Source organism: Pinisolibacter sp. (assembly GCF_036782435.1).
Taxonomy (GTDB): Bacteria; Pseudomonadota; Alphaproteobacteria; order Rhizobiales; family Ancalomicrobiaceae; genus CALBKH01.
The window spans coordinates 21,822-43,794 of record NZ_DAIPZB010000018.1 but is presented as its reverse complement, the minus strand read 5'-3'; the positions used below and the strand labels follow the sequence as shown (position 1 = coordinate 43,794).

Annotated in this window: 22 protein-coding genes; 11 read left to right on the top strand and 11 right to left on the bottom strand. The window is 67.8% G+C overall.

Annotation, left to right across the window (positions count from 1 at the left end; genetic code table 11):
• Nucleotides 1–111: 111 nt before the first annotated feature.
• Nucleotides 112–1,092 carry a KPN_02809 family neutral zinc metallopeptidase gene (ypfJ, locus tag V7Q42_RS09815; RefSeq protein ID WP_333823842.1) on the top strand — a complete coding sequence of 327 codons (981 nt, stop codon included), beginning with the start codon at nt 112–114 and terminating at the stop codon, nt 1,090–1,092.
• On the opposite strand, the gene V7Q42_RS09810 is transcribed toward ypfJ, so the two are convergent.
• Nucleotides 1,073–1,984, bottom strand: coding sequence for a DMT family transporter (locus V7Q42_RS09810; RefSeq protein WP_333823841.1), 912 nt, complete (start codon nt 1,982–1,984; stop codon nt 1,073–1,075). The genes ypfJ and V7Q42_RS09810 overlap by 20 nt on opposite strands.
• A gap of 116 nt (nt 1,985–2,100) precedes the next feature.
• Between V7Q42_RS09810 and V7Q42_RS09805 the strand changes: the two genes are divergently transcribed.
• Complete coding sequence (locus V7Q42_RS09805) at nt 2,101–3,504, top strand: aminotransferase-like domain-containing protein (RefSeq protein ID WP_333823840.1); 1,404 nt, start codon at nt 2,101–2,103, stop codon at nt 3,502–3,504.
• Between the two features lie 18 nt (nt 3,505–3,522).
• Here V7Q42_RS09805 and V7Q42_RS09800 read toward each other — a convergent pair whose 3' ends face one another.
• From V7Q42_RS09800 to V7Q42_RS09775, 6 genes are all read right to left on the bottom strand, one after another.
• Complete coding sequence (locus V7Q42_RS09800) at nt 3,523–4,149, bottom strand: glutathione S-transferase family protein (protein WP_333823839.1); 627 nt, start codon at nt 4,147–4,149, stop codon at nt 3,523–3,525.
• Nucleotides 4,150–4,343: 194 nt separating this feature from the next.
• The gene (locus V7Q42_RS09795) at nt 4,344–4,673 is read right to left on the bottom strand and encodes a hypothetical protein (RefSeq protein WP_333823838.1); all 330 of its coding nucleotides are present in this window, start codon (nt 4,671–4,673) and stop codon (nt 4,344–4,346) included.
• 177 nt (nt 4,674–4,850) lie between these two features.
• Entirely contained in the window at nt 4,851–5,840 is a 990-nt protein-coding gene (locus V7Q42_RS09790) for a restriction endonuclease (protein WP_333823837.1), read from the bottom strand.
• A gap of 331 nt (nt 5,841–6,171) precedes the next feature.
• Complete coding sequence (locus tag V7Q42_RS09785; protein ID WP_333823836.1) at nt 6,172–7,704, bottom strand: tripartite tricarboxylate transporter permease; 1,533 nt, start codon at nt 7,702–7,704, stop codon at nt 6,172–6,174.
• A gap of 27 nt (nt 7,705–7,731) precedes the next feature.
• A complete protein-coding gene (locus V7Q42_RS09780; RefSeq protein ID WP_333823835.1) occupies nt 7,732–8,205 on the bottom strand; it encodes a tripartite tricarboxylate transporter TctB family protein in 474 nt (157 codons plus the stop codon).
• 73 nt (nt 8,206–8,278) lie between these two features.
• Nucleotides 8,279–9,253 carry a Bug family tripartite tricarboxylate transporter substrate binding protein gene (locus V7Q42_RS09775; protein WP_333823834.1) on the bottom strand — a complete coding sequence of 325 codons (975 nt, stop codon included), beginning with the start codon at nt 9,251–9,253 and terminating at the stop codon, nt 8,279–8,281.
• Nucleotides 9,254–9,493: 240 nt separating this feature from the next.
• On the opposite strand from V7Q42_RS09775, the gene V7Q42_RS09770 reads away from it, so the two are divergent.
• Genes V7Q42_RS09770 through V7Q42_RS09760 form a run of 3 tightly spaced genes read left to right on the top strand, consistent with a single transcriptional unit; the run spans nt 9,494 to nt 12,637 of the window.
• Entirely contained in the window at nt 9,494–10,168 is a 675-nt protein-coding gene (locus V7Q42_RS09770) for a response regulator transcription factor (protein ID WP_333823833.1), read from the top strand.
• Complete coding sequence (locus V7Q42_RS09765; protein ID WP_333823832.1) at nt 10,155–11,555, top strand: sensor histidine kinase; 1,401 nt, start codon at nt 10,155–10,157, stop codon at nt 11,553–11,555. The genes V7Q42_RS09770 and V7Q42_RS09765 overlap by 14 nt, the downstream gene beginning before the upstream one ends.
• The gene (locus V7Q42_RS09760) at nt 11,552–12,637 is read left to right on the top strand and encodes an ABC transporter substrate-binding protein (protein ID WP_333823831.1); all 1,086 of its coding nucleotides are present in this window, start codon (nt 11,552–11,554) and stop codon (nt 12,635–12,637) included. Before V7Q42_RS09765 ends, V7Q42_RS09760 begins: the two co-directional genes overlap by 4 nt.
• 11 nt (nt 12,638–12,648) lie before the next feature.
• Here V7Q42_RS09760 and V7Q42_RS09755 read toward each other — a convergent pair whose 3' ends face one another.
• On the bottom strand, nt 12,649–13,104 hold the full coding sequence (locus V7Q42_RS09755; protein ID WP_333823830.1) for an Lrp/AsnC family transcriptional regulator: 456 nt from the start codon (nt 13,102–13,104) through the stop codon (nt 12,649–12,651).
• Nucleotides 13,105–13,274: 170 nt separating this feature from the next.
• Here V7Q42_RS09755 and V7Q42_RS09750 point away from each other — a divergent pair, with 170 nt between their 5' ends.
• Nucleotides 13,275–14,909 carry a thiamine pyrophosphate-binding protein gene (locus V7Q42_RS09750; protein WP_333823829.1) on the top strand — a complete coding sequence of 545 codons (1,635 nt, stop codon included), beginning with the start codon at nt 13,275–13,277 and terminating at the stop codon, nt 14,907–14,909.
• A 106-nt stretch (nt 14,910–15,015) separates the two neighbouring features.
• On the opposite strand, the gene carA is transcribed toward V7Q42_RS09750, so the two are convergent.
• Nucleotides 15,016–16,245 (bottom strand): glutamine-hydrolyzing carbamoyl-phosphate synthase small subunit, encoded by a 1,230-nt coding sequence (gene carA / locus V7Q42_RS09745; RefSeq protein ID WP_333823828.1) that lies wholly within the window; start codon nt 16,243–16,245, stop codon nt 15,016–15,018.
• Between the two features lie 260 nt (nt 16,246–16,505).
• Between carA and V7Q42_RS09740 the strand changes: the two genes are divergently transcribed.
• The 5 genes from V7Q42_RS09740 (at nt 16,506) to V7Q42_RS09720 (ending at nt 21,195) form a co-directional block, all read left to right on the top strand.
• The gene (locus V7Q42_RS09740; RefSeq protein ID WP_333823827.1) at nt 16,506–16,958 is read left to right on the top strand and encodes a GatB/YqeY domain-containing protein; all 453 of its coding nucleotides are present in this window, start codon (nt 16,506–16,508) and stop codon (nt 16,956–16,958) included.
• A gap of 388 nt (nt 16,959–17,346) precedes the next feature.
• Entirely contained in the window at nt 17,347–18,345 is a 999-nt protein-coding gene (locus V7Q42_RS09735; RefSeq protein ID WP_333823826.1) for a cytochrome-c peroxidase, read from the top strand.
• Between the two features lie 182 nt (nt 18,346–18,527).
• Complete coding sequence (locus tag V7Q42_RS09730) at nt 18,528–19,730, top strand: NapC/NirT family cytochrome c (RefSeq protein ID WP_333823825.1); 1,203 nt, start codon at nt 18,528–18,530, stop codon at nt 19,728–19,730.
• Between the two features lie 154 nt (nt 19,731–19,884).
• Nucleotides 19,885–20,376: a Fur family transcriptional regulator gene (locus V7Q42_RS09725; RefSeq protein WP_333823824.1), complete on the top strand. Its 492-nt coding sequence runs from the start codon at nt 19,885–19,887 to the stop codon at nt 20,374–20,376.
• Nucleotides 20,377–20,541: 165 nt separating this feature from the next.
• Complete coding sequence (locus V7Q42_RS09720; RefSeq protein ID WP_333823823.1) at nt 20,542–21,195, top strand: lysoplasmalogenase; 654 nt, start codon at nt 20,542–20,544, stop codon at nt 21,193–21,195.
• Between the two features lie 13 nt (nt 21,196–21,208).
• Here the strand turns inward: V7Q42_RS09720 and V7Q42_RS09715 are convergent, their stop codons facing one another.
• Complete coding sequence (locus V7Q42_RS09715; RefSeq protein WP_333823822.1) at nt 21,209–21,550, bottom strand: BrnA antitoxin family protein; 342 nt, start codon at nt 21,548–21,550, stop codon at nt 21,209–21,211.
• Nucleotides 21,522–21,833, bottom strand: a complete 312-nt coding sequence (locus V7Q42_RS09710; RefSeq protein ID WP_333823820.1) for a BrnT family toxin — start codon at nt 21,831–21,833, stop codon at nt 21,522–21,524. The genes V7Q42_RS09715 and V7Q42_RS09710 overlap by 29 nt, the downstream gene beginning before the upstream one ends.
• Between the last annotated feature and the right edge of the window lie 140 nt (nt 21,834–21,973).

The window sequence follows — 21,973 nt, the reverse complement described above, 5'->3', positions numbered from 1 at the left end:
ATCGCCACGAAAGCCTACGATATAAGGGGACATGCGCCGCCGATGTCGTCGCGGGGGAACCCGCGGGGACGAGGCCGCTTCGACGAGGCCGCTTCGACGAGGACTGCGACGATGCGCTGGGAAGGCCACAGAGAGAGCAGCAACATCGAGGATCGCCGCGACGGCGGCGGCGACGGTGGTGGTTTCGGCGGCGACGACGGGTCCTACGGCTCGAGCGGCGGCTATTCGCCGGGCGGCGGCTTCGGCCTGCCGATCAACATCGGCGGCGGCGGCATCGGCACGATCGTCATCATGCTGATCATCGCCTGGGTGATGGGCATCAACCCGATGAGCCTGCTCACCGGCACGCAGATCGGCCCGAGCACGCAGTCGCAGTCCTACCAGCGCTCGGCCCAGCCGCCGCAGCGCAGTCAGGCGCGCAACGATCAGCTCGGTCGATTCGTCGCGGTGGTGCTCGGCGACACCGAGGACCGCTGGAAGGACATCCTGCCCGCTCAGGCCGGCGATCTCGTGCCGAAGGCGCGCGGCATGCGCTACGAGGAGCCGCGGCTCGTCCTGTTCTCGCGCTCGACCCGCAGCCCGTGCGGTCAGGCGAGCGCGGCGACCGGGCCGTTCTACTGCCCGGCCGATCACAAGGTCTACATCGACCTCGCCTTCTACGACGAGCTGAAGACCCGCTTCCGCGCCCCCGGCGACTTCGCCCAGGCCTATGTGATCGCCCACGAGATCGGCCATCACATCCAGAACCTGATCGGCATCCTGCCGGCCTTCAATCAGGCCCGAGCCCGGATGAGCGAGAAGGAGCAGAACCGCGCCTCGGTCCGCGTCGAGTTGCAGGCCGACTGTTTCGCCGGCGTGTGGGCGCACGAGGCGCAGAAGGAGCGCGACTTCATCGAACCGGGCGACATCGAAGAGGCGCTCAACGCCGCGTCCCGCATCGGCGACGATTCGATCCAGAAGACGATGCAGGGCTACGTCGTGCCCGACAGCTTCACCCACGGCTCGTCGGCGCAGCGGGTGCGCTGGTTCAAGATCGGCTTCGAGAGCGGCCGCATGTCGAGCTGCGACACGTTCAAGGCGCCGAGTCTCTGATCGCCTCGGCGATCACCGGACGGCGCGCCGGGGTGGCGAAACGCCGGGCGCCGAAGATGCAGAGGACGACGAGGACCGTCGAGAGCGCCAGCCGCGGATCGATCGTGTCGCCGAGCAGGACCGCCGCCAGGATCAGGCCGAGGAAGGGCTGCAACAGTTGCAGTTGGCCGACCGCGGCGACGCCGCCGCGCTCGAGGCCGCGATACCAGAAGAGAAAGCCGATCCATTGGCTGAAGGCGGCGGTGTAGGCGAGGCCGCCGATCGCCGGCCAACCGACCCGCGACCAGTCGGGCCAGTCGTGCAGCATCAGCGGCAAGGTGAGGGGCAGGGCGAGAACGACCGCCCAGGAGATGACCCGCCAACCGCCGAAACGAGCGGTGAGGCGGGCGCCTTCCGCATATCCCAGTCCGGCCGAAACGACCGCCCCGAGGATGAAGCCGTCGCCGCGCCACGTGCCGCCGAGGGTGCCGCCGAGGGCATAGAGCGCGACGACGGCGCTGCCGGCGGCGGCGAAGAGCCAGAAGGCGGGGTGCGGCGGCCGGGCGATGCCGCGCAGAATGGCGAAGCTGGCGGTGAAGAGCGGCAGAAGGCCGATGAACAGCGTGGCGCGAGCGGCCGTGATCTCGCGCAGCGCCAGGGCGGAGCCGACGGGGAAGCCGATCACCACCGTCGCCGACACGACGGCGAGGGCGACGAACTCCCGTCCGGTCGGCCACGGTCGTGGCGCGACGAGGAGGGCCGCACTCGCCAGGAACGCGGCGCCGACGGCGCGGGCCCAGGTCGAGAAGAACGGATCGAAATCGGTCACCGCGAACCGCGTCGCCACCAGGGATCCGGAAAAGAACGCCACGCCGATCAGTCCGTCGATCAGTCCCGCTCTGCGATCGTCCATCGTCGAAACTCCCTCGCTGTGCACCGCCCGGAGAATCGGCTGACACGCGCCATCGATCGAGATACGGTTCGGGTACGGTCGGATGAACCGTACCGGTACATTCATCGGGACGATCGATGGACATACGGATCGAGCGCGATCGTCATGCGACGCTGGTCGGCGCGGTGGTGGCGGCTGTGGAGCGGGCGATCGACGAGCGTCGTTCGCCACCGGGGGCGCGCCTGCCGTCGATCCGGCGGGCGGCGGAGGACCTCGGCCTGTCGAAGTCGACGGTGGTGGAGGCCTACGACCGGCTCGTGGCGGCGGGCCGCGTGGTGGCTCGGCCGGGGTCCGGGTTCACGGTGGCGCCGGTGCCGCGTCCGATCGTCGCCGAGCCGGCTCCACCGGCCGATCGCGACATCGATCCCTCCTGGGTGATGCGCCGGTCGCTCGAGCTCGACGACACGGTGTTCAAACCGGGCTGCGGCTGGCTGCCGAGCGAATGGCTCGAGGAGGCCGGCATCCGGCGGGCGTTGCGCGCGCTCGCCCGCGACCCCGTCGCGCGGCTCGTCGACTACGGCTCGCCGCTCGGCCACGCCGGCCTCAGGCAGGTGTTGGCGCGGCGGCTCGGCGAACGCGGCATCGCCGCCGAACCCGGCCGCATCGTTCTGACCGCCGGCGCTTCCGCCGCGGTCGATCTGGTGGTGCGCCTTCTGGTCGAGCCGGGCGACACGGTCTTCGTCGACGATCCCTGCTACTACAACTTCCGCGCCAAGCTGAAGCTCGAGCGGGCGCGGGTGATCGGCATTCCCTTCCATCCGGACGGACCCGATCTCGAAGTCTTCGAGCGTGAAGCGGAGATCCATCGGCCACGGCTCTATCTGACCAACGCCGGGCCGCACAATCCGACCGGGGGCCGGATCGGCGCGGCGACGGCGCATCGGCTGGTCAACCTCGCCGGACGTCACGGCTTCACGATCGTCGAGGACGATGTCTTCGCCGACTTCGAGACGAGGCCGGCGCCGCGGATGGCGGCGCTCGACGGGCTCGAGCGGGTGATCCATGTCGGGTCGTTCTCCAAGACGCTGTCGTCGGCGATCCGCCTCGGTTGGATCGCCACCGACCGGACGCGGGCGGAGGCGTTCACCGAGGCGAAGCTCGCCACCTCCTTCACCAACGACGATCTGGCCGCCCAGGTCGTCCATCGGTTGCTCGTCGACGGCAGCTATCGCCGGCACGTCGACGGTCTGCGCCGCCGTCTCGGCGAGGCGCGGGTGCGGGTGTGTCGAGCTCTGGAGCGACTGGGGCTCAGGCCGTGGGGAGCGGGTGAAGAGGGGATCTTCGTCTGGGCCGAGTTGCCGGAGGGCGTCGAGGCGGTCGAGGTGTCGAAACGTGCGGACGCCGCCGGCGTCGTCCTGGCGCCGGGCAACGTCTTCTCGCCCTCGCTCTCCGCCGGCCGCTTCCTACGCTTCAACGTGGCGCAATGCGGTCATCGGCGGATCTTCGAAGTTCTGGCGGAGGCGATGGCGGGCCGTCCCTGATCGCCTCGCGCCACCGCCTCACGCCGGCTTCTTGAGCACGCCTTCCGACGAGGGCCGGGCATGGACCGCCGCGAGGAAGGCGGTCAGCGCCGGGCGCATGTAGAGCATCGGCCGGGTCTGCGGCATCAGCGCGATGGCGTTGACGATCGGCGCGAGCAGCAGGTCGGCGAGGTTCGGGGCGTCGCCGCCGAGGAAGGGGCCGTGGCCGAGGGCGGTCTCGAAGACCGTCAGGTCGTGTTCGAGCGCCTCGAGAGCGGCCTGCGGCGGCTCGAAAGCTTCGCCGCGGCGGGTGGCGAAGAACATCGGCGAACCGATCTGACGGATGGCGTGGATGTCGAGATAGGAGGTGATCGCCGAGATCCACTGTTCGGCGCGGGCGGCGGCGAGCGGGTCGGTCGGCATCAGCGCCGGTCCGGGCAGCGCGGTGTCGATCCAGCGCAGGATGGCGGTGGTCTCGTAGAGGGGGGCGCCGTCGAGGAGGAGGACGGGGATCTTGCCCCACGGATGGAGGGCGAGATGCGCCGGCTCCTCGAGGGCGCTCGGCGGGGGAACCAACTCGTAGGTCGCGCCCTTCTCCTTGAGGGCGAGCAGGGCGGACTGGACGAAATTCGAGAAGTTCACGCCGACGATGCGGATCGGATCCATGGGGCCCTCCTGAAGCCGTTTCCCCAGCGTCCGCCGGATCGGGCCCGGGATCAAGGAGGGCTTGCGAACAAGGGACACGGATGCGCGCCGTGCGGGGAGGCGGCCCGGGCGGGCGAGCATCGACGGCGCTGCGAGCACCCGGGCGACCGGGGGGTGGCGGCGGTTCGGGCTTGCCTTCGCTCGAGAAGTTTCGATCATGGCGAGCGCCGCCGCTTCGGCACGAGGTCCGGCGAGGGATGCGGCGGACGCCGGACGGGGAGGATGTCATGCACGACGAGAAGATCGACGCCACGCACGGTCACGTCCATCCCGAGCCGCACACCCATCCGCACGAGCACCGCCACGCCCACGAGCACACCCACTGGCACACTCACGAGCACCGCCACGGCGACCTCGTCCACAGTCACGAGCACGGCCACACCCATTCCCACGAGCACGCCCATGTCCACGAGCACGTCCACACCGGCGCGCACGACCATGCGGATGCGCACGAGGGGACGTCGGGGGAGCACGAACACGGCCATGGGGACCATGCTCACGGGAGTCACGGGCACGGGCACCGGTGAGAGGGCTGTGGACGAGCGTCGGTTCGCGGCGAAGGAGGATATTTGAGGTGAACACCGATGCGATAAGTCTATCGTATAACTATGTTCGTGCCGAAAGGGGGGGTGTGGCTTGACTAGTTCATGCCATGTAATGTACTAATTATTTATAGGGTTTCGCATTGAGAATCCAATTAAATTATTGAATTCCGATAAATTTAATTCCATATCAGATTCAGAATAACTAGACTTTGTCATCATGATCGGGCGAGTCAATTCACACATTGCAATCAGTCGACCTCCATCGACCAATTCTATACTGGTGATTGGTTCGCGCCTTGATGCGTCGTCCGCCTCACGTACGGCGGCCTTGCTGAATTTTCCGGACGTTACAAATATCCCCCGAAGGGCGCCCTGTATAACCATCGCACCCACAAACTCCCGAACGCTGCTCGCAGGTTGCGCTCCCCGCCTGAGCGCGCGCCTCTTTACTTGAACAACCATTTCCTGATCGCCTCGCGCTAGGTACAGGTCGATTCCGCGGTCGTTCGGACCTCCGACGTACGAGACCTCACATTTATGGGTTTCACGAAAGACGTGGCCAACAAGTTCTTCTAATTTACCGGGATCGACATCCTCAAGTTTTTGTGGGTGATGCGTTAGATATTCGCAAAGATTTTCTACCGGAACTTCGGCCGATGAGACGGAAAATGACTTTAGAATAGATCTGCGGTGGAATGACTTAACGCCATGCTTGAAGCCGTAGCTATCAAACTCCTCCGATAAAAAATGCTCTGTTTCCCACCACCCGCAACAGGGGCACTCGCTAGTATAAAATCCTCGAAAACCTTCAATGTTCAATGTATTTGTAGTGAGTTTTGTGTTGCAGTGAGGGCAGTGTTCAAAGTAGTTCCATCTTCCAAACGTCTCATTCCTCAGCGAACTGATTCGCTTTCTCTCGTTGTAATCGCGAAAATCTTCATCCGAGTCGACCAATAAAATACCTTGTGCAGAATTGGTCTGGCGGAGCCGAGCCCCATTGCGATGTAAATCTGCCTTCGAAACAGAGCTACTAACGTAGCCATCATCTTCATTGCAGGTCAGCTCAACAAAATCTTGGTAAACGAGGATCGGGGAGTCGCTTCCCATCTTATTTTCGCCTCTAGGGGGGCAATCAATGCCGATTTTCTAACGAAAGAATGCTGGATATCTATATTACACGCAACTCCAAAGTCGACGCGCCACTGATTCGGTCGCGCCCGCTTCGGGTCGGAGAGAGCCGTCGGCATCGCGCCGGCGGAAGACGGTCGACCCCACGGTCATTCCGACGATCCGCGGCGGCTCATCGGCTCGAGCCGTGTCCGCGGCGCGGTGCGCCGGCGGATCGGCGTCGGGGCCCGATCGCGACGCGGAGACGGGATGCGGGAACGGGCACGCCCGCTCGTCGGAGGCGTGCCCGTTCCCGTCCGTCGCGTCCGCCTCAATCCTCCGGCAGTCCGGCGCTCTCGGCCTTGGCTTCCACCGCGCGCAGTCGCTTCATGCGGCGGGCCAGGAACCACGGCGCCACCGCGACCGTGAGGGCCATCACCCACAGCACCTGCGAGATCGTCGAGGACCACAGGATCGACAGCTCGCCGCCGGAGATCGCCAGCGCATTGCGCAGATTGACCTCCATGACCTTGCCGAGCACGAAGCCGAGGATGATCGGCGCCATCTCGAAATCGAGCTTGCGCAGCATCCAGCCGACGACGCCGATGCCCAACATGATCAGCACCGACAGGACGCTGGAGTGGGTCGAGTAGACGCCGACCACCGACAGCACCAGGATCGACGGCACCAGGATCCAGTTCGGCAGGGTGAGGACGCGGGCGAAGATCTTCACCATCGGCAGGTTGAGGGCGAGGAGGATCAGGTTGCCGATGAACATCGAGGCGACCAGACCGCCGACGATCTCGGGCCGCTCGGTCAGGAGCTGAGGGCCGGGTTGGATGTTGTAGAGCATCAGCGCGCCGAGCATCACCGCCGTCGTGCCGGAGCCCGGAACGCCGAGGGTCAGCATCGGCACGAAGGCGCCCGCCGCCGTGGCGTTGTTGGCGGCTTCCGGAGCGGCCAGACCGCGCACGTCGCCCTTGCCGAAGGTGCCGTCACGATCGTTGAGCCGCTTCTCCGTCATGTAGGAGATCGCCGAAGCGACCGACGCGCCGGTGCCCGGCAGCACGCCGACGACGAAGCCGATGACCGAGGACCGCACCGCCGTCCAGACGCAGCGGCGGATGTCGTCGAGGCGGGCGAGCGAACGGCCGGCCACCTTGAGGATCTCGCCGCCCTTGCTCTGATGCTCGAGGATGTTGATCGCCTCGGAGATCGAGAACAGGCCGATGACCAGGACGACGAACTCGATGCCGTCGCCGAGTTCCGGCTCGTCGAAGGTGTAGCGGTAGGCCCCCGAGGTCGGGTCGAGGCCGACGGTCGCCAGCATCAGGCCGAGGGTGCAGCCGACCAGCGTCTTGACCGGGTCGGAGCCGACCATCGAGCCGAGCGTGGCGAAGGCGAAGACCATCAACACGAAATATTCGGCCGGACCGAAGCCGATGGCGAGCGCGGCGAGCGCCGGGGCGAAGAGCGCGAGGCCGATGGTGCCGACGGTGCCGCCGAAGAAGGAGGCGAGGCCCGAGATCGCCAACGCCTCGCCGGCGCGGCCCTGCTTGGCCAGCGGATGGCCGTCGAGCGCCGTCATCACGGCACCGGCGTCGCCCGGCACGTTGAGCAGGATCGACGAGATGCGGCCGCCGTATTCGGCGCCGCAATAGATGCCGGCGAGCAGGATCATCGTGCTCTCCGGCGGCAGGCCCATGGTGTAGGCGATGGGCAGCAGGAGGGCGATGCCGTTGATCGGACCGATCGCCGGCAGCGCGCCGATCAGCGTCCCGAGGAAGGCGCCGACGAAGCCGATCAGCAGGTTCGTCGGGGTGAGCGCGACCGCGAAGCCGTGCCACAGGTAGTCGAGGTTCATGGGTCGAACTCCGTGAGGCGCGGCGCGTCAGCGCTTGACGAGCATCTTGAAGAGATCGCCGGAGGGCAGTTGCACCTCGAGCAGGACGGCGAAGAGCAGGTACCAGCCGACGGCATGGAGGACGCCGGCGACGATCGCCTTCGGCCACGAGGCGCCGAAGACGCGGCTCGACCCGGCGGTCATGACGAAGATCGCGACGAGGAAACCGGCCGGACCGAGGAGCAGCGCGCAGGCGGCCACCAGCGCCGGCAGGGCGATGGCCCCGACGAGCGTCGCACCGCGTGGCCAGGCCTCGTTGCGGCCGGGACGGACGAAGTTGAGGATCGCCAGACCCGCCAGCACGACCGCCAGCGCCACCGGGAACGTGCGCGGACCGAGCGGATCCGAAGAGAAGGAATATTCGATCCGGCTTCCCATCCATCCGAAGACGAGGGCGAAGACGAAGAGTGCGGCCGCGCCGATCCGGCCGTGGCGCAGCGTGGCGCCGTGGTCGCCGTGCATGGTTCACCCCTGGAGTTGCGAGGAGAAGACGAGCCGACGCGGGCGGAGGGGAGCCCCGCCCGCGTCGCGTCGATCACAGTCCGGCTTCGGCGGCGAGCGCCTTGAAGCGGGCGACGTCGGCCTTCACCCGTTCGTCGAACGCCTTGCCGATCACGGTGAAGGGGAAGAGGCCGCGGGCCTCGCGCTCCTTGGCGAATTCGGGCGTCGCGGTGAGCTTCTCGAAGGTGCTCGTCCACCAGGCGTAGTCGGCGTCCGACACGTTCGGGCCGACGTAGAAGCCGCGCCACACCGTCCAGTCGACGTCGATGCCCTGCTCCTTGGCGGTCGGCACGTCCTTCAGCGCGCCGGGCAGGCGCTCCTTCGACATCACCGCGAGGATGCGGACCTTGCCGGCGGTGTGGTGAGCGACCATTTCGGCGGCGTCGCCGGAGGCGACCTTGATGTGGCCGCCTTCGAGCGCGGTGATCACCGCGCCGCCGCCCTCGAGCGCCACGTAGCGCATCGACTTCGGCGCCTGACCGGCGGCCTTGGCCATCAGCGCCGCCTTCATCCAGTCCTGGCTGCCGACCGCGCCGCCGCCGCCGATCGGGAACTCGTTCGGCGTCTTCGCATAGGCGTCGACCAGATCCTTCAGCGTCTTGATCGGCGAATTGGCGGCGACCACCAGGACGCCGTAGTCGGCGCCGAGGCCGGCGAGCCAGCGTACCGCCGAGGCGTCGTACTTGCCGAACTTGCCCTGGGCGATGAGCAGCGCCGAACCGGAAGAGGCGGCGGTGATGAGCGAGGCGTCGTCCGCCCGCTTGGAGATCACGTGGTTGTAGGCGACCGCGCCGACGCCGCCTTCCATGTAGGTGACGGCCATCGGCTTGTCGATCGCCTTGGTCGCCAGCAGCGAATTGGCGGCGAGACGGCAGGTCAGGTCGAAACCACCGCCCGGCTTGGCGCCGGCGAGGCATTCGGTCTTCTCCGGCGCCGCGGAAGCCGCGGTGGCGCCGAGGAGGACCATGGCGCAAGCCAGCATCTTGGTGTTGCTGAAGAAGGTCGGCATCGTCTTCTTTCCTCTCTGGACGTTTCCTCGGTCACACCGATCCGTCCGCGCGACGACATCGTCGCGACGGCTGGTCATCGTCGGTGCGATGACTTGTCGGGTAGGAATTTCTGTCCGGTCGGCCCGGACCTTCCTCCGAATTTGATCTTCCCGGATTCTTTGTGGACGGGTTCGACGACGATTGTTAGCGTCGCGACCTGTCACCAACCTGTCACGGCGCGCGCGCCGTCGAGGGCAGCCATGCGGATCTTCCTGATCGAGGACACGCGCGACGTGGCCGAGGCGATCGTCGATCGCTTCGAGACCACCGGCCATGCCGTCGATTGGGAGACGGACGGCGCCGCGGCGAGCGAGATTCTCGACTACACCCCCTACGACCTCGTCATCCTCGACGTGAACCTGCCGGGTCTGAACGGCTTCGCCATCCTCCAGCGGCTGCGGGCGGCCGGCAACGCCGTTCCGGTGCTGGTCCTCACCGCCCGGTCGGAAGTCGACGACCGGGTCGGCGCGCTCGATCTCGGCGCCGACGACTATCTGGTCAAACCGTTCGACTTCCGCGAGCTCGAGGCGCGCGCCCGCGCCCTCCTGCGACGCCGGTCCGGCGAAGCGTCGAACGAGATCCGCGTCGGCGACATCGTCGTCGACCGCTCTTCGCGCAGCGTCCGTATCGGCGCGCGCGAGGTCGCCCTCAAGCGCCGCGAGTTGACCCTGCTCGAGATCCTCGCCTCGCGACCGGGCAAAGTCTTCACCAAGGAGGAGTTGCTCGATCAGCTCTTCGGTTTCGACGAAGCGCCCGGCGCCAACGCCGTCGAACTCTACGTGGCGCGGCTGCGGCGCAAACTCGAGGGCGCCCGGGCCGAGGTGGTGACCCTGCGCGGCCTCGGTTATCGACTGGTCGCCCATGAGCCGGCGTGAACCTTCGCTCTTCCTCCGTCTCGTCCTGGCGATCGGCGCGGTGCTCGGCGCGGTCGCGGTGACGCTGGTCGCCGCCGCCTGGGTATGGGGGCGCACCGCCGCCGACGAGGCCTATGACCGCCTGCTCATCGGTGCCGCCCTGCAGATCGCCGAGGCGATCGCGGTGGAGGACGATCGCCTGGTGGTCGATCTGCCGCTCTCGGCTTTCGAGATGCTGGCGCTCGCCGACCGCGACCGCGTCTTCTATCGAGTGATCGGCGTCGACGGGAAGACGATCACCGGCGCCGACGATCTCGAGGTGCGGCGCGATCCCGACCGGCTGCGGCGGGAGCCGGTCGTCTCCGCCGGCCGCCATCTCGGCGAACCGGTCCGCGTCGCCGTCGTCTCCCGCGCCGTGTCCGACCCGGCGATCTCCGGCCGCGTCCAGGTCCTGGTGGCCCAGACGGAGACCGCCCGATCGTCGCTGGCGCGAAGTCTGGCGTTGCAGGTGATCGGGCTGGTGGTCGCGCTCGGCGTCGTCGGGCTGGTCGGTGCGATCATCGCCGTCCGCATCGCGCTGGCGCCGCTGCAACGGGTGGCGCAGGCGCTCGACGACCGCGACCCCAACGACCTCACCGCCTTCGACATCGCCATGCCGAAGGAACTGCGGCCCTTCGCCGGGGCGATCAATCACTTCATGGAGCGGCTCGCCGAGCGCATGGCGCTCCTGCAACGCTTCATCGCCGACGCCGCTCACCAGATCCGCACGCCCCTGACCGCGCTTACGGCGCAGATCGACCTCCTGTCGCGCGGCGACATCGGCGGGCGCGATCGCGACCGGGTCGAGCGCATTCGCGATCGCGCCGATCAGCTCGGCCGCCTCACCAATCAGATCCTCAGCCACGCCATGGTGATCCATCGCACCGACACGATCGATTTCGTCGACGTCGACGTGGTGGCGATCGCACGGCGGGCATTGCGCGACGCGGTGCCGGCTTCGCTCGACCGCGACGTCGTGGTGGCGCTCGAGGCGCCCGAGCACGAGGTGATCGTCACAGGCGAGCCGGTCAGCCTGCGCGAGGCTCTGACCAACGTCATCGGCAACGCCATCCGCCACGGCGCGCCGGGCCACCTGACGGTCCGGGTGCTCGAACCGGACCCGGCGCGGGTGACGATCGAAGTCGAGGACGACGGACCCGGCATCCCGTCGAGCGTCTGGGAGCGGGTGACCACCCGCTTCGGCGCACCCTCGTCCGGCCTCGAGGGCACAGGTCTTGGCTTCGCCATCGCCGCCGAGGTCTGCCGCGCCCATGGCGGCGGTCTCGCCTTTCGCGAGGCCGGTGCGGCCGGTTTCACGGTGATCCTCGAGCTGACGCGTGCCGGCGGCGTGAAGGAGGCGACGGTATGACGTGGCGCTCGATCCTCATCGCGGCGGCGCTCGCCCTGTCGACGGCGACGGTCCGGGCCGCGGAACGGGAGGTGTTTCCGGCGCCGGCCGGTGAGCGCGGTCGCATCGTGGTGCGCGGGGCGACCGACCTCTCGGCGATCCGGCCGTTGATCCTCGATTTTCAGAGGCTGCGTCCCGACGTGACGGTCGACTACCACGACTACGTCACCAACGATCTCTTCGAAGAGGCCGCCGAGGCCTGCCGCGCCGATCGGCCCCATGCCGATCTCCTGCTCTCCTCGGCCGTCGACCATCTCGTCGAACTGGCCAATCGCGGGTGCGCCGCGCCTCACCGGAGCGGTGACGCCGCCGCACTGTCGAGCTGGGCGAAATGGCGCGACGAGGTCTTCGGCTTCACTCTCGAACCGGCGGTGATCGTCTACAACAAGAAGCTGCTCGCCCCGGAACTGGTGCCGGCGAGCCACCACCAACTGGCCGAGATCCTGCGCACCCACGCCGGATTGTTCCGCGGGCGGGTCGGCACCTACGACATCCGCCTGTCGGGGGTGGGCTACCTCTACGCCTTCTTCGATCTTCTCCAGACCGGGACGACCTACGGCCGACTGTTGGAGAGCATGGGCCGCGTCGGCACCGTGCTGCGCTGCTGCACCGATCAGGTGCTCGAAGGCGTGGCGCGTGGCGAGTTGCTGATCGGCTACAACCTCCTCGGTTCCTATGCCTACGGCCGCATGCGGCAGGGCGCGCCGATCGGGATCGTGCTGCCGCGCGACTACACCCTCGTGCTGGCGCGCGGCGCGATGATCCCGCGGCGCAGCTCCGGGGGCGACGGCGGGATCTTCCTCGACTATCTGCTGTCGCCGCGCGGGCAGGAGGTCGGCCGCGCCGAGGCCTTCTTCTTCTCCGCCGACGGCGGCCTACCCCCGGGGGTCGAAGGCCCCGCCTCGATCCTCGGCTCCGGCGCCGGCCGGCCCATCGCCATCGGTCCGGCGCTGCTCCTCACCCAGGATCGGATGCGGCGGACGCGGTTCATCGCCGACTGGAGCCGGTCGATGATCGACATGAACGTCGAAGGCGGAGAGTGATGCCGTCCGCCTCAGCCGATCTTCACCGCCGTCGTTTCCTTGATCCGCTTCACCGGGATGATCGTCCGCGTGTTGGCGACGCCTTCGATGCGGGTCAGGATCTGGGTGAGGAAGCGGTGGAACTCGTCGAGGTCGGCGACGGCGACCTTCAGGAGATAGTCGAAATCGCCGGTGACGAAGGCGCAATCGATCACTTCCGGGCGGGCGAGGATCGCCGTCTCGAAGCGGGTCGACCAGGCTTCCGACTGGCGCTCCAGCCGCACCTCGACGAAGGCGACGAAGCCGGCGCCGACCGCCTTGCCGTCGACCAGCGCCACGTAGCCGCGGATCACGCCGGCCGCCTCGAGCGCCCGGACGCGCCGCAGACACGGCGACGGCGACAGGCCGACAAGGGATGCGAGGGCCTGATTCTGGATCGAGGAATCCTGTTGCAGGATGCGCAGGATCTTGCGGTCGATCTCGTCCATGTGCGATCCGGTATCTCGTAGGGTCGATTTCACGCTATCCGATTGCGTGATGTCGCACCAGGGTGGCTCTCTTCGACCGCCGATGGCGCGGCCCTCGCGCTAGCTTCGGTGGGAAGATCCGTCACGTCCCGTGGCCGGGTCGCCGTATCCGGCCGAGGAGACATTCCGCCATGACGAGGCGCGCCGCCGACGTTCTGCTCGACATCCTGCGCGACGAGGGCATCACCCACGTCTTCGGCAATCCCGGCTCGACCGAGATGCCGCTGATGGACGCGCTCGTCGACGCGCCCGACATCACCTATGTGCTGGGGCTGCAGGAGGCGACGGCGGTCGGCATGGCGGACGGCTGGGCGCTGACCTCGGGCAGGACCGGTTTCGTCAACCTCCACGCCATGGGCGGCCTCGGCAACGCCATGGGCGTGCTCGTCGCCTCGAAGGCGAGCGAGACGCCGCTGGTCGTCACCGCCGGCCAGCAGGACACGCGGCATCTGATGACCGAGCCGTGGCTCTCGGGCGATCTCGTGGCGCTCGCCCATCCGGTGACCAAGTGGGCGACGGAAGTCAGGCGCGGCGAGGACGTCGGCCAGGCGCTCAGGCGTGCCTTCGCCATCGCCCGGACGCCGCCGTGCGGGCCGGTGTTCCTGTCGTTGCCGATGGACATTCTCGATCAGGCGGTCGAGGGGCCGACGCCGCCCGCCTCCGCTCCGCCGCGGCTCGGGGCGTCTCCGGATGCGCTGCTGCTCGCCGAGAAGCTCGCCGCGCAAGATCCGGAGAAGGTCTTCGTGCTGCTCGGCGACGATCTGCCGGCGCGCGCCGCTCCGGGCATCGTCGCCTTCGCGGAGGCCGGCGGCTATGCGGTGTGGGGCACGCAGCTCACCTCGCGCGCCGCTTTCCCCTCGGCGCATCCGTGCTGGGCCGGGGTGTTGAAGCCGGACTTCGCGGTGATGCGCGAGCGGCTGGAGAAGGCCGAGGCGATCGTCCTCGTCGGCGGGCGAGCCTTCGTCGCCTACCCCTACCGCGACGTGCGGCCGATCCCCGAGGGGGTCCGGGTGCATCACATCGCCGACAATCCGGAGGCCTTCGGGCGCGAGCATCCGGCCGACACGGCGCTCCTCGGCGACATCGGCGTGACGCTCGAGGCGACCGCCGCCGATCTCGCCCATCGCCTCGACCGGGAGACGATCGCGGCGCGGCTCGAAGCGCGGCGGGTGGCGAAGGGGAGCCACGTCGCGGCGGTGCGTGCCGAGATCCTGGCGGATGCGTCGACGCCGCTCACCCCAGATCTCGCCGTTCTCTCCGTGTCGGACGCGCTGCCGGAGACGACGCTGATCGCCAACGATTCGGCGGCCACCTTCGGGCGGGTGCAGGAGCTGTTGATGACCCGGCCGGGGCGCTACTTCTTCGCCCGCGGCGGCGTGCTCGGCTGCAACATGCCGGCGGCGGTCGGGGCGGCCTTGATGCATGACGGGCCGGTGGCGAGTTTCGTCGGCGACGGCGGGGCGATGTATTCGCCGCAGGCGCTGTGGAGCGCGGCGAAATACGGGACGAAGGTGCTGTTCTTCGTCTTCAACAACCGCCGCTACGGCGTGTTGCAGAACATCGCCAAGCAGCTCGGGTGTCCGAACGCGGTGGCGGGCCGCTTCGTCGGCATGGACGTCGACGATCCGGCGATCGACTTCCAGGCGCTCGCCGCGTCGATGGGCGTGCCGTCGGTTCGTGCCGACGACCCGGACGCGATCCGCGCCGCGGTGGCCGAGGCGCTGGAGCGGGACGGCCCGAGCCTGATCGAGATCGCGGTGCGGTGAGGCGAGGCCGTCGTCGCCTGCGTCGCACTCTCCCGTAGGCGCCGAAACGACGAAGGCCGCCCCGTAGGCGGCCTTCTCGATGTTCGATGGCGGTCCCGATCCCCGATCAGGCGCGCTCGGGCAGCGTCTCTTCGCCCTTCGCCTCACGGATGAGGTTCATGAAGCGGGTGAAGAGGTAGTGGCTGTCCTGCGGGCCGGGCGAGGCCTCGGGGTGGTATTGCACCGAGAACACCGGTTTGCCCTCGAGCGCGATGCCGCAGTTGGAGCCGTCGAAGAGCGAGACGTGGGTCTCGACGACGCCCTCGGGTAAGCTGTCGCGATCGACGGCGAAGCCGTGGTTCATCGAGGTGATCTCGACCTTGTCGGTGGTGAAGTCCTTCACCGGATGATTGGCGCCGTGGTGGCCCTGATGCATCTTCATGGTCCTGGCGCCGAGCGCCAGCGCCAGCATCTGGTGACCGAGGCAGATGCCGAAGGTCGGCAGACCCGCATCGACGACGCCCTTGATGGTGGGGACGGCGTATTCGCCGGTCGCCGCCGGATCGCCGGGGCCGTTCGACAGGAAGACGCCGTCGGGCTTCAGCGCCAGCACTTCGTCGGTGGTGGCGGTCGCCGGCAGGACGATCACCTCGGCGCCGGCGTCGGCCAGGAGGCGCAGGATGTTGCGCTTCACGCCGAAGTCGAGGGCGACGATGCGGTACTTCGGCGCCGTCTGGCGGCCGTAGCCCTCGCCGAGCGTCCAGGTGGTCTCGTCCCAGGTGAAGGACTGGGCGGAGGTCACCATCGGCACGAGGTCCATGCCCTCGAGGCCGGGCCACGCCGCGGCTTCCTTCTTCAGCGCCGCGAGGTCGAAGATGCCGTCGGGGGAATGGGCGATGACCGCGTTGGGCATGCCCTTCTCGCGGATCAGGGCGGTGAGCGCGCGGGTGTCGATGCCGGCGAGGCCGACGATGCCGCGAGCCTTCAGCCATTGATCGAGATGGCGGGTCGAGCGCCAGTTCGACGGCTCGGTGATCGACGCCTTGAGCACGCAGCCGCGCACGCCGGAGGCCGAGGCCATGTTGACGGTCTCGATGTCCTCGTCGTTGACGCCGATGTTGCCGATGTGCGGGAAGGTGAAGGTGATGATCTGGCCGGCGTAGGAGGGATCGGTGAGGATCTCCTGGTAGCCGGTCATGGCGGTATTGAAGCAGACCTCGCCGACGGCGGAGCCGGCGGCGCCGAGGCCCTGGCCCTCGATGACCGTGCCGTCGGCCAGCACCAGAAGGGCGGTCGGCTTCGGCTCGGCCCAGACGTCGGCTTCAGCGGAGACGCCGGCGGAAATGGTGTCGGTCATGGCATCGGTTCTCGTCGGGGGTCACTCGGGTCACCGGAGCGGTGGCCGCGAGCCGCGCGGATCGTCCGCGGGCGATGGGCTGCCCCCGGACGCACGACGTCCGACCCCGCGAAGGTCGTCGCCCGCCTCGGGGCGCGATATAGGCCGCCCCCGGAAAGAGGTCAACTCGCGCGCGATGCTTTCATGGACCGATGGTCGCGTCGTGGCCGGCGAGGGTGTATGGAACGGGCGAAACGGCGATCGATGCGAGGAGAGAAGCCATGCGGGACGAGCTGAACGCCGCGGTCAAGACGGCGATGAAGGCGGGCGACAAGGCGCGCCTGTCGGCGCTTCGGATGATCACCTCGGCGATCAAGGACAAGGACATCGCCGGCCGCACTTCCGGCGTCGAGCAGATCTCCGACGGCGAGATCGTCGAGCTGATGGCGAAGCTGGTGAAGTCGCGCGAGGACTCGGCCAAGCTCTACGACGAGGGTGGACGGCCGGAACTCGCCGCCAAGGAGCGCGAGGAGATCGCCGTCATCCGCGAATTCATGCCGAAGCAGATGAGCGAAGATGACGCGAAAGCGGCGATCGCCGCCCTCGTCGCCGAGATCGGCGCGGCCGGGCCGAAGGACATGGGCCGGGTGATGGCGGCGCTCAAGGAGCGCTTCACCGGCAAGATGGACTTCTCCAAGGCGAGCGGCCTCGTCAAGGCGGCGCTGACCGGCTGAGGCGAGGTCGACACGGCGGATCGCCCCTCGGCGATGATCTCCGGAGGCGGACGGATCGATGGATTCGTCCGCCTCTTCTCGTCGCTTCGGGCGTGCGCCGGAGCGGCGGAGATCGACCTCGTCGAATTTGCCAGGGCTGCGACAGGACGTCCCAGCGGCGGTCCGAGGGCACCGATTTTGATCCATCGCAAGGTTTGGACCCGGTCTAAACGCAATAACCCATCTCGACCGAACCGACGGCTCGCCATTCGGACGGGGATGGCGAGGAGAGACACGAGACGGTCGAGGAGAGCCGCCGACATGGGCGGCACGACCCGACGCCGACGGCTTCCGTCGGCGGACCCGACGCCGACGCCATCCGTCGGCCGATCCGATGGAGATCCGTCCCATGACGCGCCCGATTTCCCTGCTCTTCGCCTCCCTCTCGCTTCTCGCCGGCTCGACCGCGCTCGCCTTCGCGGCCGACGAACCGATCCAGCCCATTCCCGCCGCCAAGGTCACCAAACCGGCGGTCGTCGAACTCGGCAAGAAACTCTATTTCGACCCGCGCCTGTCGAAGTCCGGCTTCATCTCCTGCAACTCGTGCCACAACCTCTCGATGGGCGGCACCGACAACCTGCCGACGTCGATCGGCGACCGCTGGCAGCAGGGGCCGATCAACGCGCCGACCGTGCTCAACTCGTCGATGAACCTCGCCCAGTTCTGGGACGGTCGCGCCAAGGACCTGAAGGAACAGGCCGGCGGACCGATCGCCAATCCGGGTGAGATGGCCTTCACCCACCAGCTCGCGGTCGACGTCCTCGAATCGATCCCGGCCTATGTCGCCGAGTTCAAGTCGGCGTTCGGTTCGGACGGGGTGAACATCGACCGGGTGACGACGGCGATCGCCGCCTTCGAGGACACGCTGGTCACGCCGAACTCCCGCTTCGACAAGTGGCTGACGGGTGACAAGAAGGCGCTGACCAAGCAGGAAGTGGCCGGTTGGGAACTGTTCAAGGACTCCGGCTGCGTCGCCTGCCACAACGGACCGGCCGCCGGCGGCGCCTCGTTCCAGAAGATGGGCGTGATCGAGCCCTACCAGACCAAGAACAAGGCCGAAGGCCTCGCGGCGGTCACCGGCAAGGACGCCGATCGCTTCAACTTCAAGGTTCCGACGCTGCGCAACGTCGAGATGACCTATCCCTACTTCCACGACGGCGCCTACTGGTCGCTCACCGAAGTGGTGGATCTGATGGGCCGTCTGCAGCTCGGCAAGAAGTTCAGCTCGGAAGAGAACGCTTCGATCGTGGCGTTCCTCAAGACGCTGACCGGCGACCAGCCCGACTTCAAGCTGCCGATCCTGCCGCCGTCGACCGACCAGACCCCGAAGCCGAAGCCCTTCGGCTGAGGCTCGCGCCCGAGAGACGTCGATCGGCCGCCCGATCGACGTCTCGTCATCGCCACCGGCGGGCTCGCCGCCCCTGATGCCCGTCGGTGGATCTCTTCCGCCGGCTGCGCGGTCCCACCCGGACGGGAGGTGGGACCGGGCGGTCGGTGGTCCGTTCGTCGTGGACCGGCGACGGGGGTGAAATGGAAAAGGGTACGCCGTCGATGACGACGCGTGGGGAATCGGACCGATCCGCCGGCCGTCGTGTCGTTCGGAGATGGTGGAGCATTCCCGCCGGGGTGGTCTTCGGCATCGTCGTCGGGATCGTCGGGTGGGGTGCCTTCAACACCGCCCTGGAGGCGACGAACAGCCTCGACTTCTGCATCTCCTGTCACGAGATGCGTTCCACGGTCCACGAGGAATACCGCGCTTCGGTGCACTGGGCGAACCCGTCGGGCGTTCGTGCCGTCTGCTCCGATTGCCACGTGCCGAAGGATTGGACCCACAAAGTGATCCGCAAGGTGCAGGCGAGCGGCGAACTCTGGGCCAAGCTCGCCGGCACGATCGACACGGCGGAGAAGTTCGAAGCGCGGCGTCTCGATCTGGCGCGTCGCGAATGGGCTCGGATGCGGGAGAGCGACAGCCGCGAATGCCGCAATTGCCACAGCTACGAAGCGATGGACTTCCACAAGCAACGGCCGAAATCGGTCGAAGCGATGAAGGCGGCGGAGGGGAAGGGCTACACCTGCATCGATTGCCACAAGGGCATAGCCCACAAGCTGCCCGACCTCACCGCCCGGCATCGCGAGATGGCGCGGCGGATAACCGAAGCGGTGCCCTCGCTCGCGATCGGGGCCACGGTGACGGCGCTCGTGACGATGGACGTCTTCGCCGACGCGACGGGAGGGAGCCCCGTCGCGCGTGTCGTGCCGGGGATGCCGGTGCGAGTTCTGGCCAAAGAGGGTGATCGCCTGCGGATCGAGGCGATGGTCTGGCAGCGGGAAGGGACGGTCCGCACCGTCTACGCCGCCTTCGGGCGCCGCATCACGGCGGCGACCGTCGTCGACGGTGATCGGCTCGAGATCGAGGCCGGCGCGGCGCGGGTCGAGCCGGAGCGTGACGAGACCTGGACCGAAGGCCGGCTGCGCGGCTGGACCGCCGCACCGGGTTGGGTGTCCGACGGTGGGCGGATCGCCGCCTATGCGGCGGAGATGTACGACGCCAATTGCTCGTTCTGTCATGCGTTGCCGAAGCCGGAGGCCTACGACGCCGAGAAGTGGATCTCCAACATCAATGCGATGCGGCGATTCGTGCCGCTCGGCGACGACGAGCTCTCGTTCCTGCTCGGCCACCTGCAGAGGCGGGCGAAAGATGGGGAGGCGCAGACCCGAGGAGCCGGCGGATGACGGCTTCCCGATCGAACGGAACGGCGGGGGACGGCCGACGGACTCGATGTCCGCCGATCGAATCGAACCCCGTTCGCGGGCAGGACTTTTCGTGGCGAGGAGGACGTTCTATGATTTCGGCTTCGTTTCTCGCCTCCGGTTGGAGTGACGTATCATGGGTCGGGCCATGCAGACTTCCCTGTCGCCGCAGGGCATCAACCTCGACGACGAGATCGGCGGGGCGATACGCATGAGCGAGGTCACCGATCAGGACCTCGCCGATCGACTGCGCACCGCCGGTATCGCGCTGACGCTGCAGCGGCTGGTGATCGCGCGAGTGCTGCTGTCGCGACCGATCCACCTCACCGCCGATCAGGTGTGGGCGCGGGCGCGGGTGATCATGCCCGAAATCTCGCGCGCGACCGTCTACAACACGCTCGATCTCTTCGAGCGCTCCAACCTGCTGCGCCGCCTGATCATCGATTCCGAGAAGGTGGTGTTCGATTCGAACACCGCGCCGCATCACCACCTCTACGACGCCTCGACCGGCGAGGTGACCGATATCTCCGCCGGCGAGCTCAAGGTGATCGGCATGCCGACCCTGCCGCCGGGCATGGAACTCGAAGACGTCGACGTGGTGGTGCGCATCCGGCCGCGGGTGGAGTGAGGCCGCGCGCCCGGCGTTTCGCCGGTCGGTCTTCGATGCGGTCGCGAAGAAGATGCGAGCGCCGGTCCGCGTCCCGACGCGTGCCGGAGGCCCACGGGGCTCGGGCCCGCGCCGCGATGTCCTTCGTCACGATATCCCTCGCCGCGATGATCCGGGGAACGATCCTTGCCCGCCGCCCTCCTCCTCTCCGGTCTCGCCGCCGCGCTCTACGGCACCGTGCTGCTGCGGGCGGAGAAGACGCCGCGCCGGGCGGTGGTGAAGACCACGGCGGTGGCCTCGCTCGCGGTCTACGCGTTTCTCGCCGGCGGGCCGGTGTGGCTGGTCGCGGCGCTGGCGCTCTCGGCGCTCGGCGACTTCTTCCTCGCCTTCGAGGGCGAGAAGCCGTTCCTCGCCGGCCTCTCGAGCTTTCTCCTCGCCCATGTCGTCTACATCGTGCTGTTCCGGCAGGTCGGCCTGCCCCTCGCGGCGATCGGGGGGGAGACGTGGCGGCTCGTCGGTGCGGTGGCGATCGTGGTGCTCTGCCTCGGCCTGCTCGGCTGGCTGTGGGGGCATCTCGGCTCGATGCGGGCGCCGGTCGTCGCCTATACGGTGACCATCGCCACCATGGTGGTGAGTGCGCTGGCGCTCTCGGGACGTGGCTCGGCGCTCGTCGGCGCCTTCGCCTTCGCGGCCTCCGACTCGTGTCTGGCGACCGTCACCTTCCGCCTGAAGGAAGGCCCCCTCGCCACCTTCTGGTTGCCGCTCGCCGTGTGGTGGCTCTACTGGGGGGCGCAGGTGGCGATCACGGCGGGGTTCGTGGGGCTGCCGGGGGTGGGGTGAGGGCGCGCCTTCGTCACTCCGCCGCGTCGGACTTGCGCTTGGCCCGGCGTTTCCGCGTGTGGTCCATGTAGGAGCGCAGCACCGCGTTGATCCGCTTCTGATAGCCGGCGCCGCCTTCACGGAAGAAGGCGAGGACGTCGGCGTCGAGGCGGATGGAGATCGGGGTCTTCGACGGGGGAACGACGAGGACGGCGTTCTCCCAGTCGGGGTCGAGATCGTGCTGCCAATCGGGATCGGAGGCGATGTCGCGCTCGATGTCCTCGTCGGTCTTGGCATCGACCCGAGCCCAATCGGTTTCGCTCTTCAATTCGCCCGAGGCGCGCTTCTCACGGATCTCCGCGAGGGTGTAGCGCACGATACGCTCTCTGCTCATTGGCTCTCGCTCGTCGCGCCGAGATGATCCGGATCGAAGGACCCCGCCACGTGTAGATCACGGCGACGAGACGATCGCCGATCAGGCCGAGGGCCTTTCGGCGGGCTTCGTGCGGATAGCTCAGCGGCTCATCCAGATGCGGCTCGAAGAACACGTCGATGGCATCCTCGAAGTCGATGCCGTGTTTGGCGATGTTCGCGAGTCGCTTATTGTTGTCCCACTCGAAGCTGGCGGTATCGAGGGGAGGTTCGTTAAAATTGATCATGCAATCTCCTTGCGGAGCGCAAAAACTTATTCGTTAGCGCCCCAGCTATTGACGTGACACATCGGCGAATCTCCTTTGCTTTGGGTGCTTTGGGTGCTTTGGGTGCTTTGGGTGCTTTGGGTGCTTTGGGTGCTTTGGGT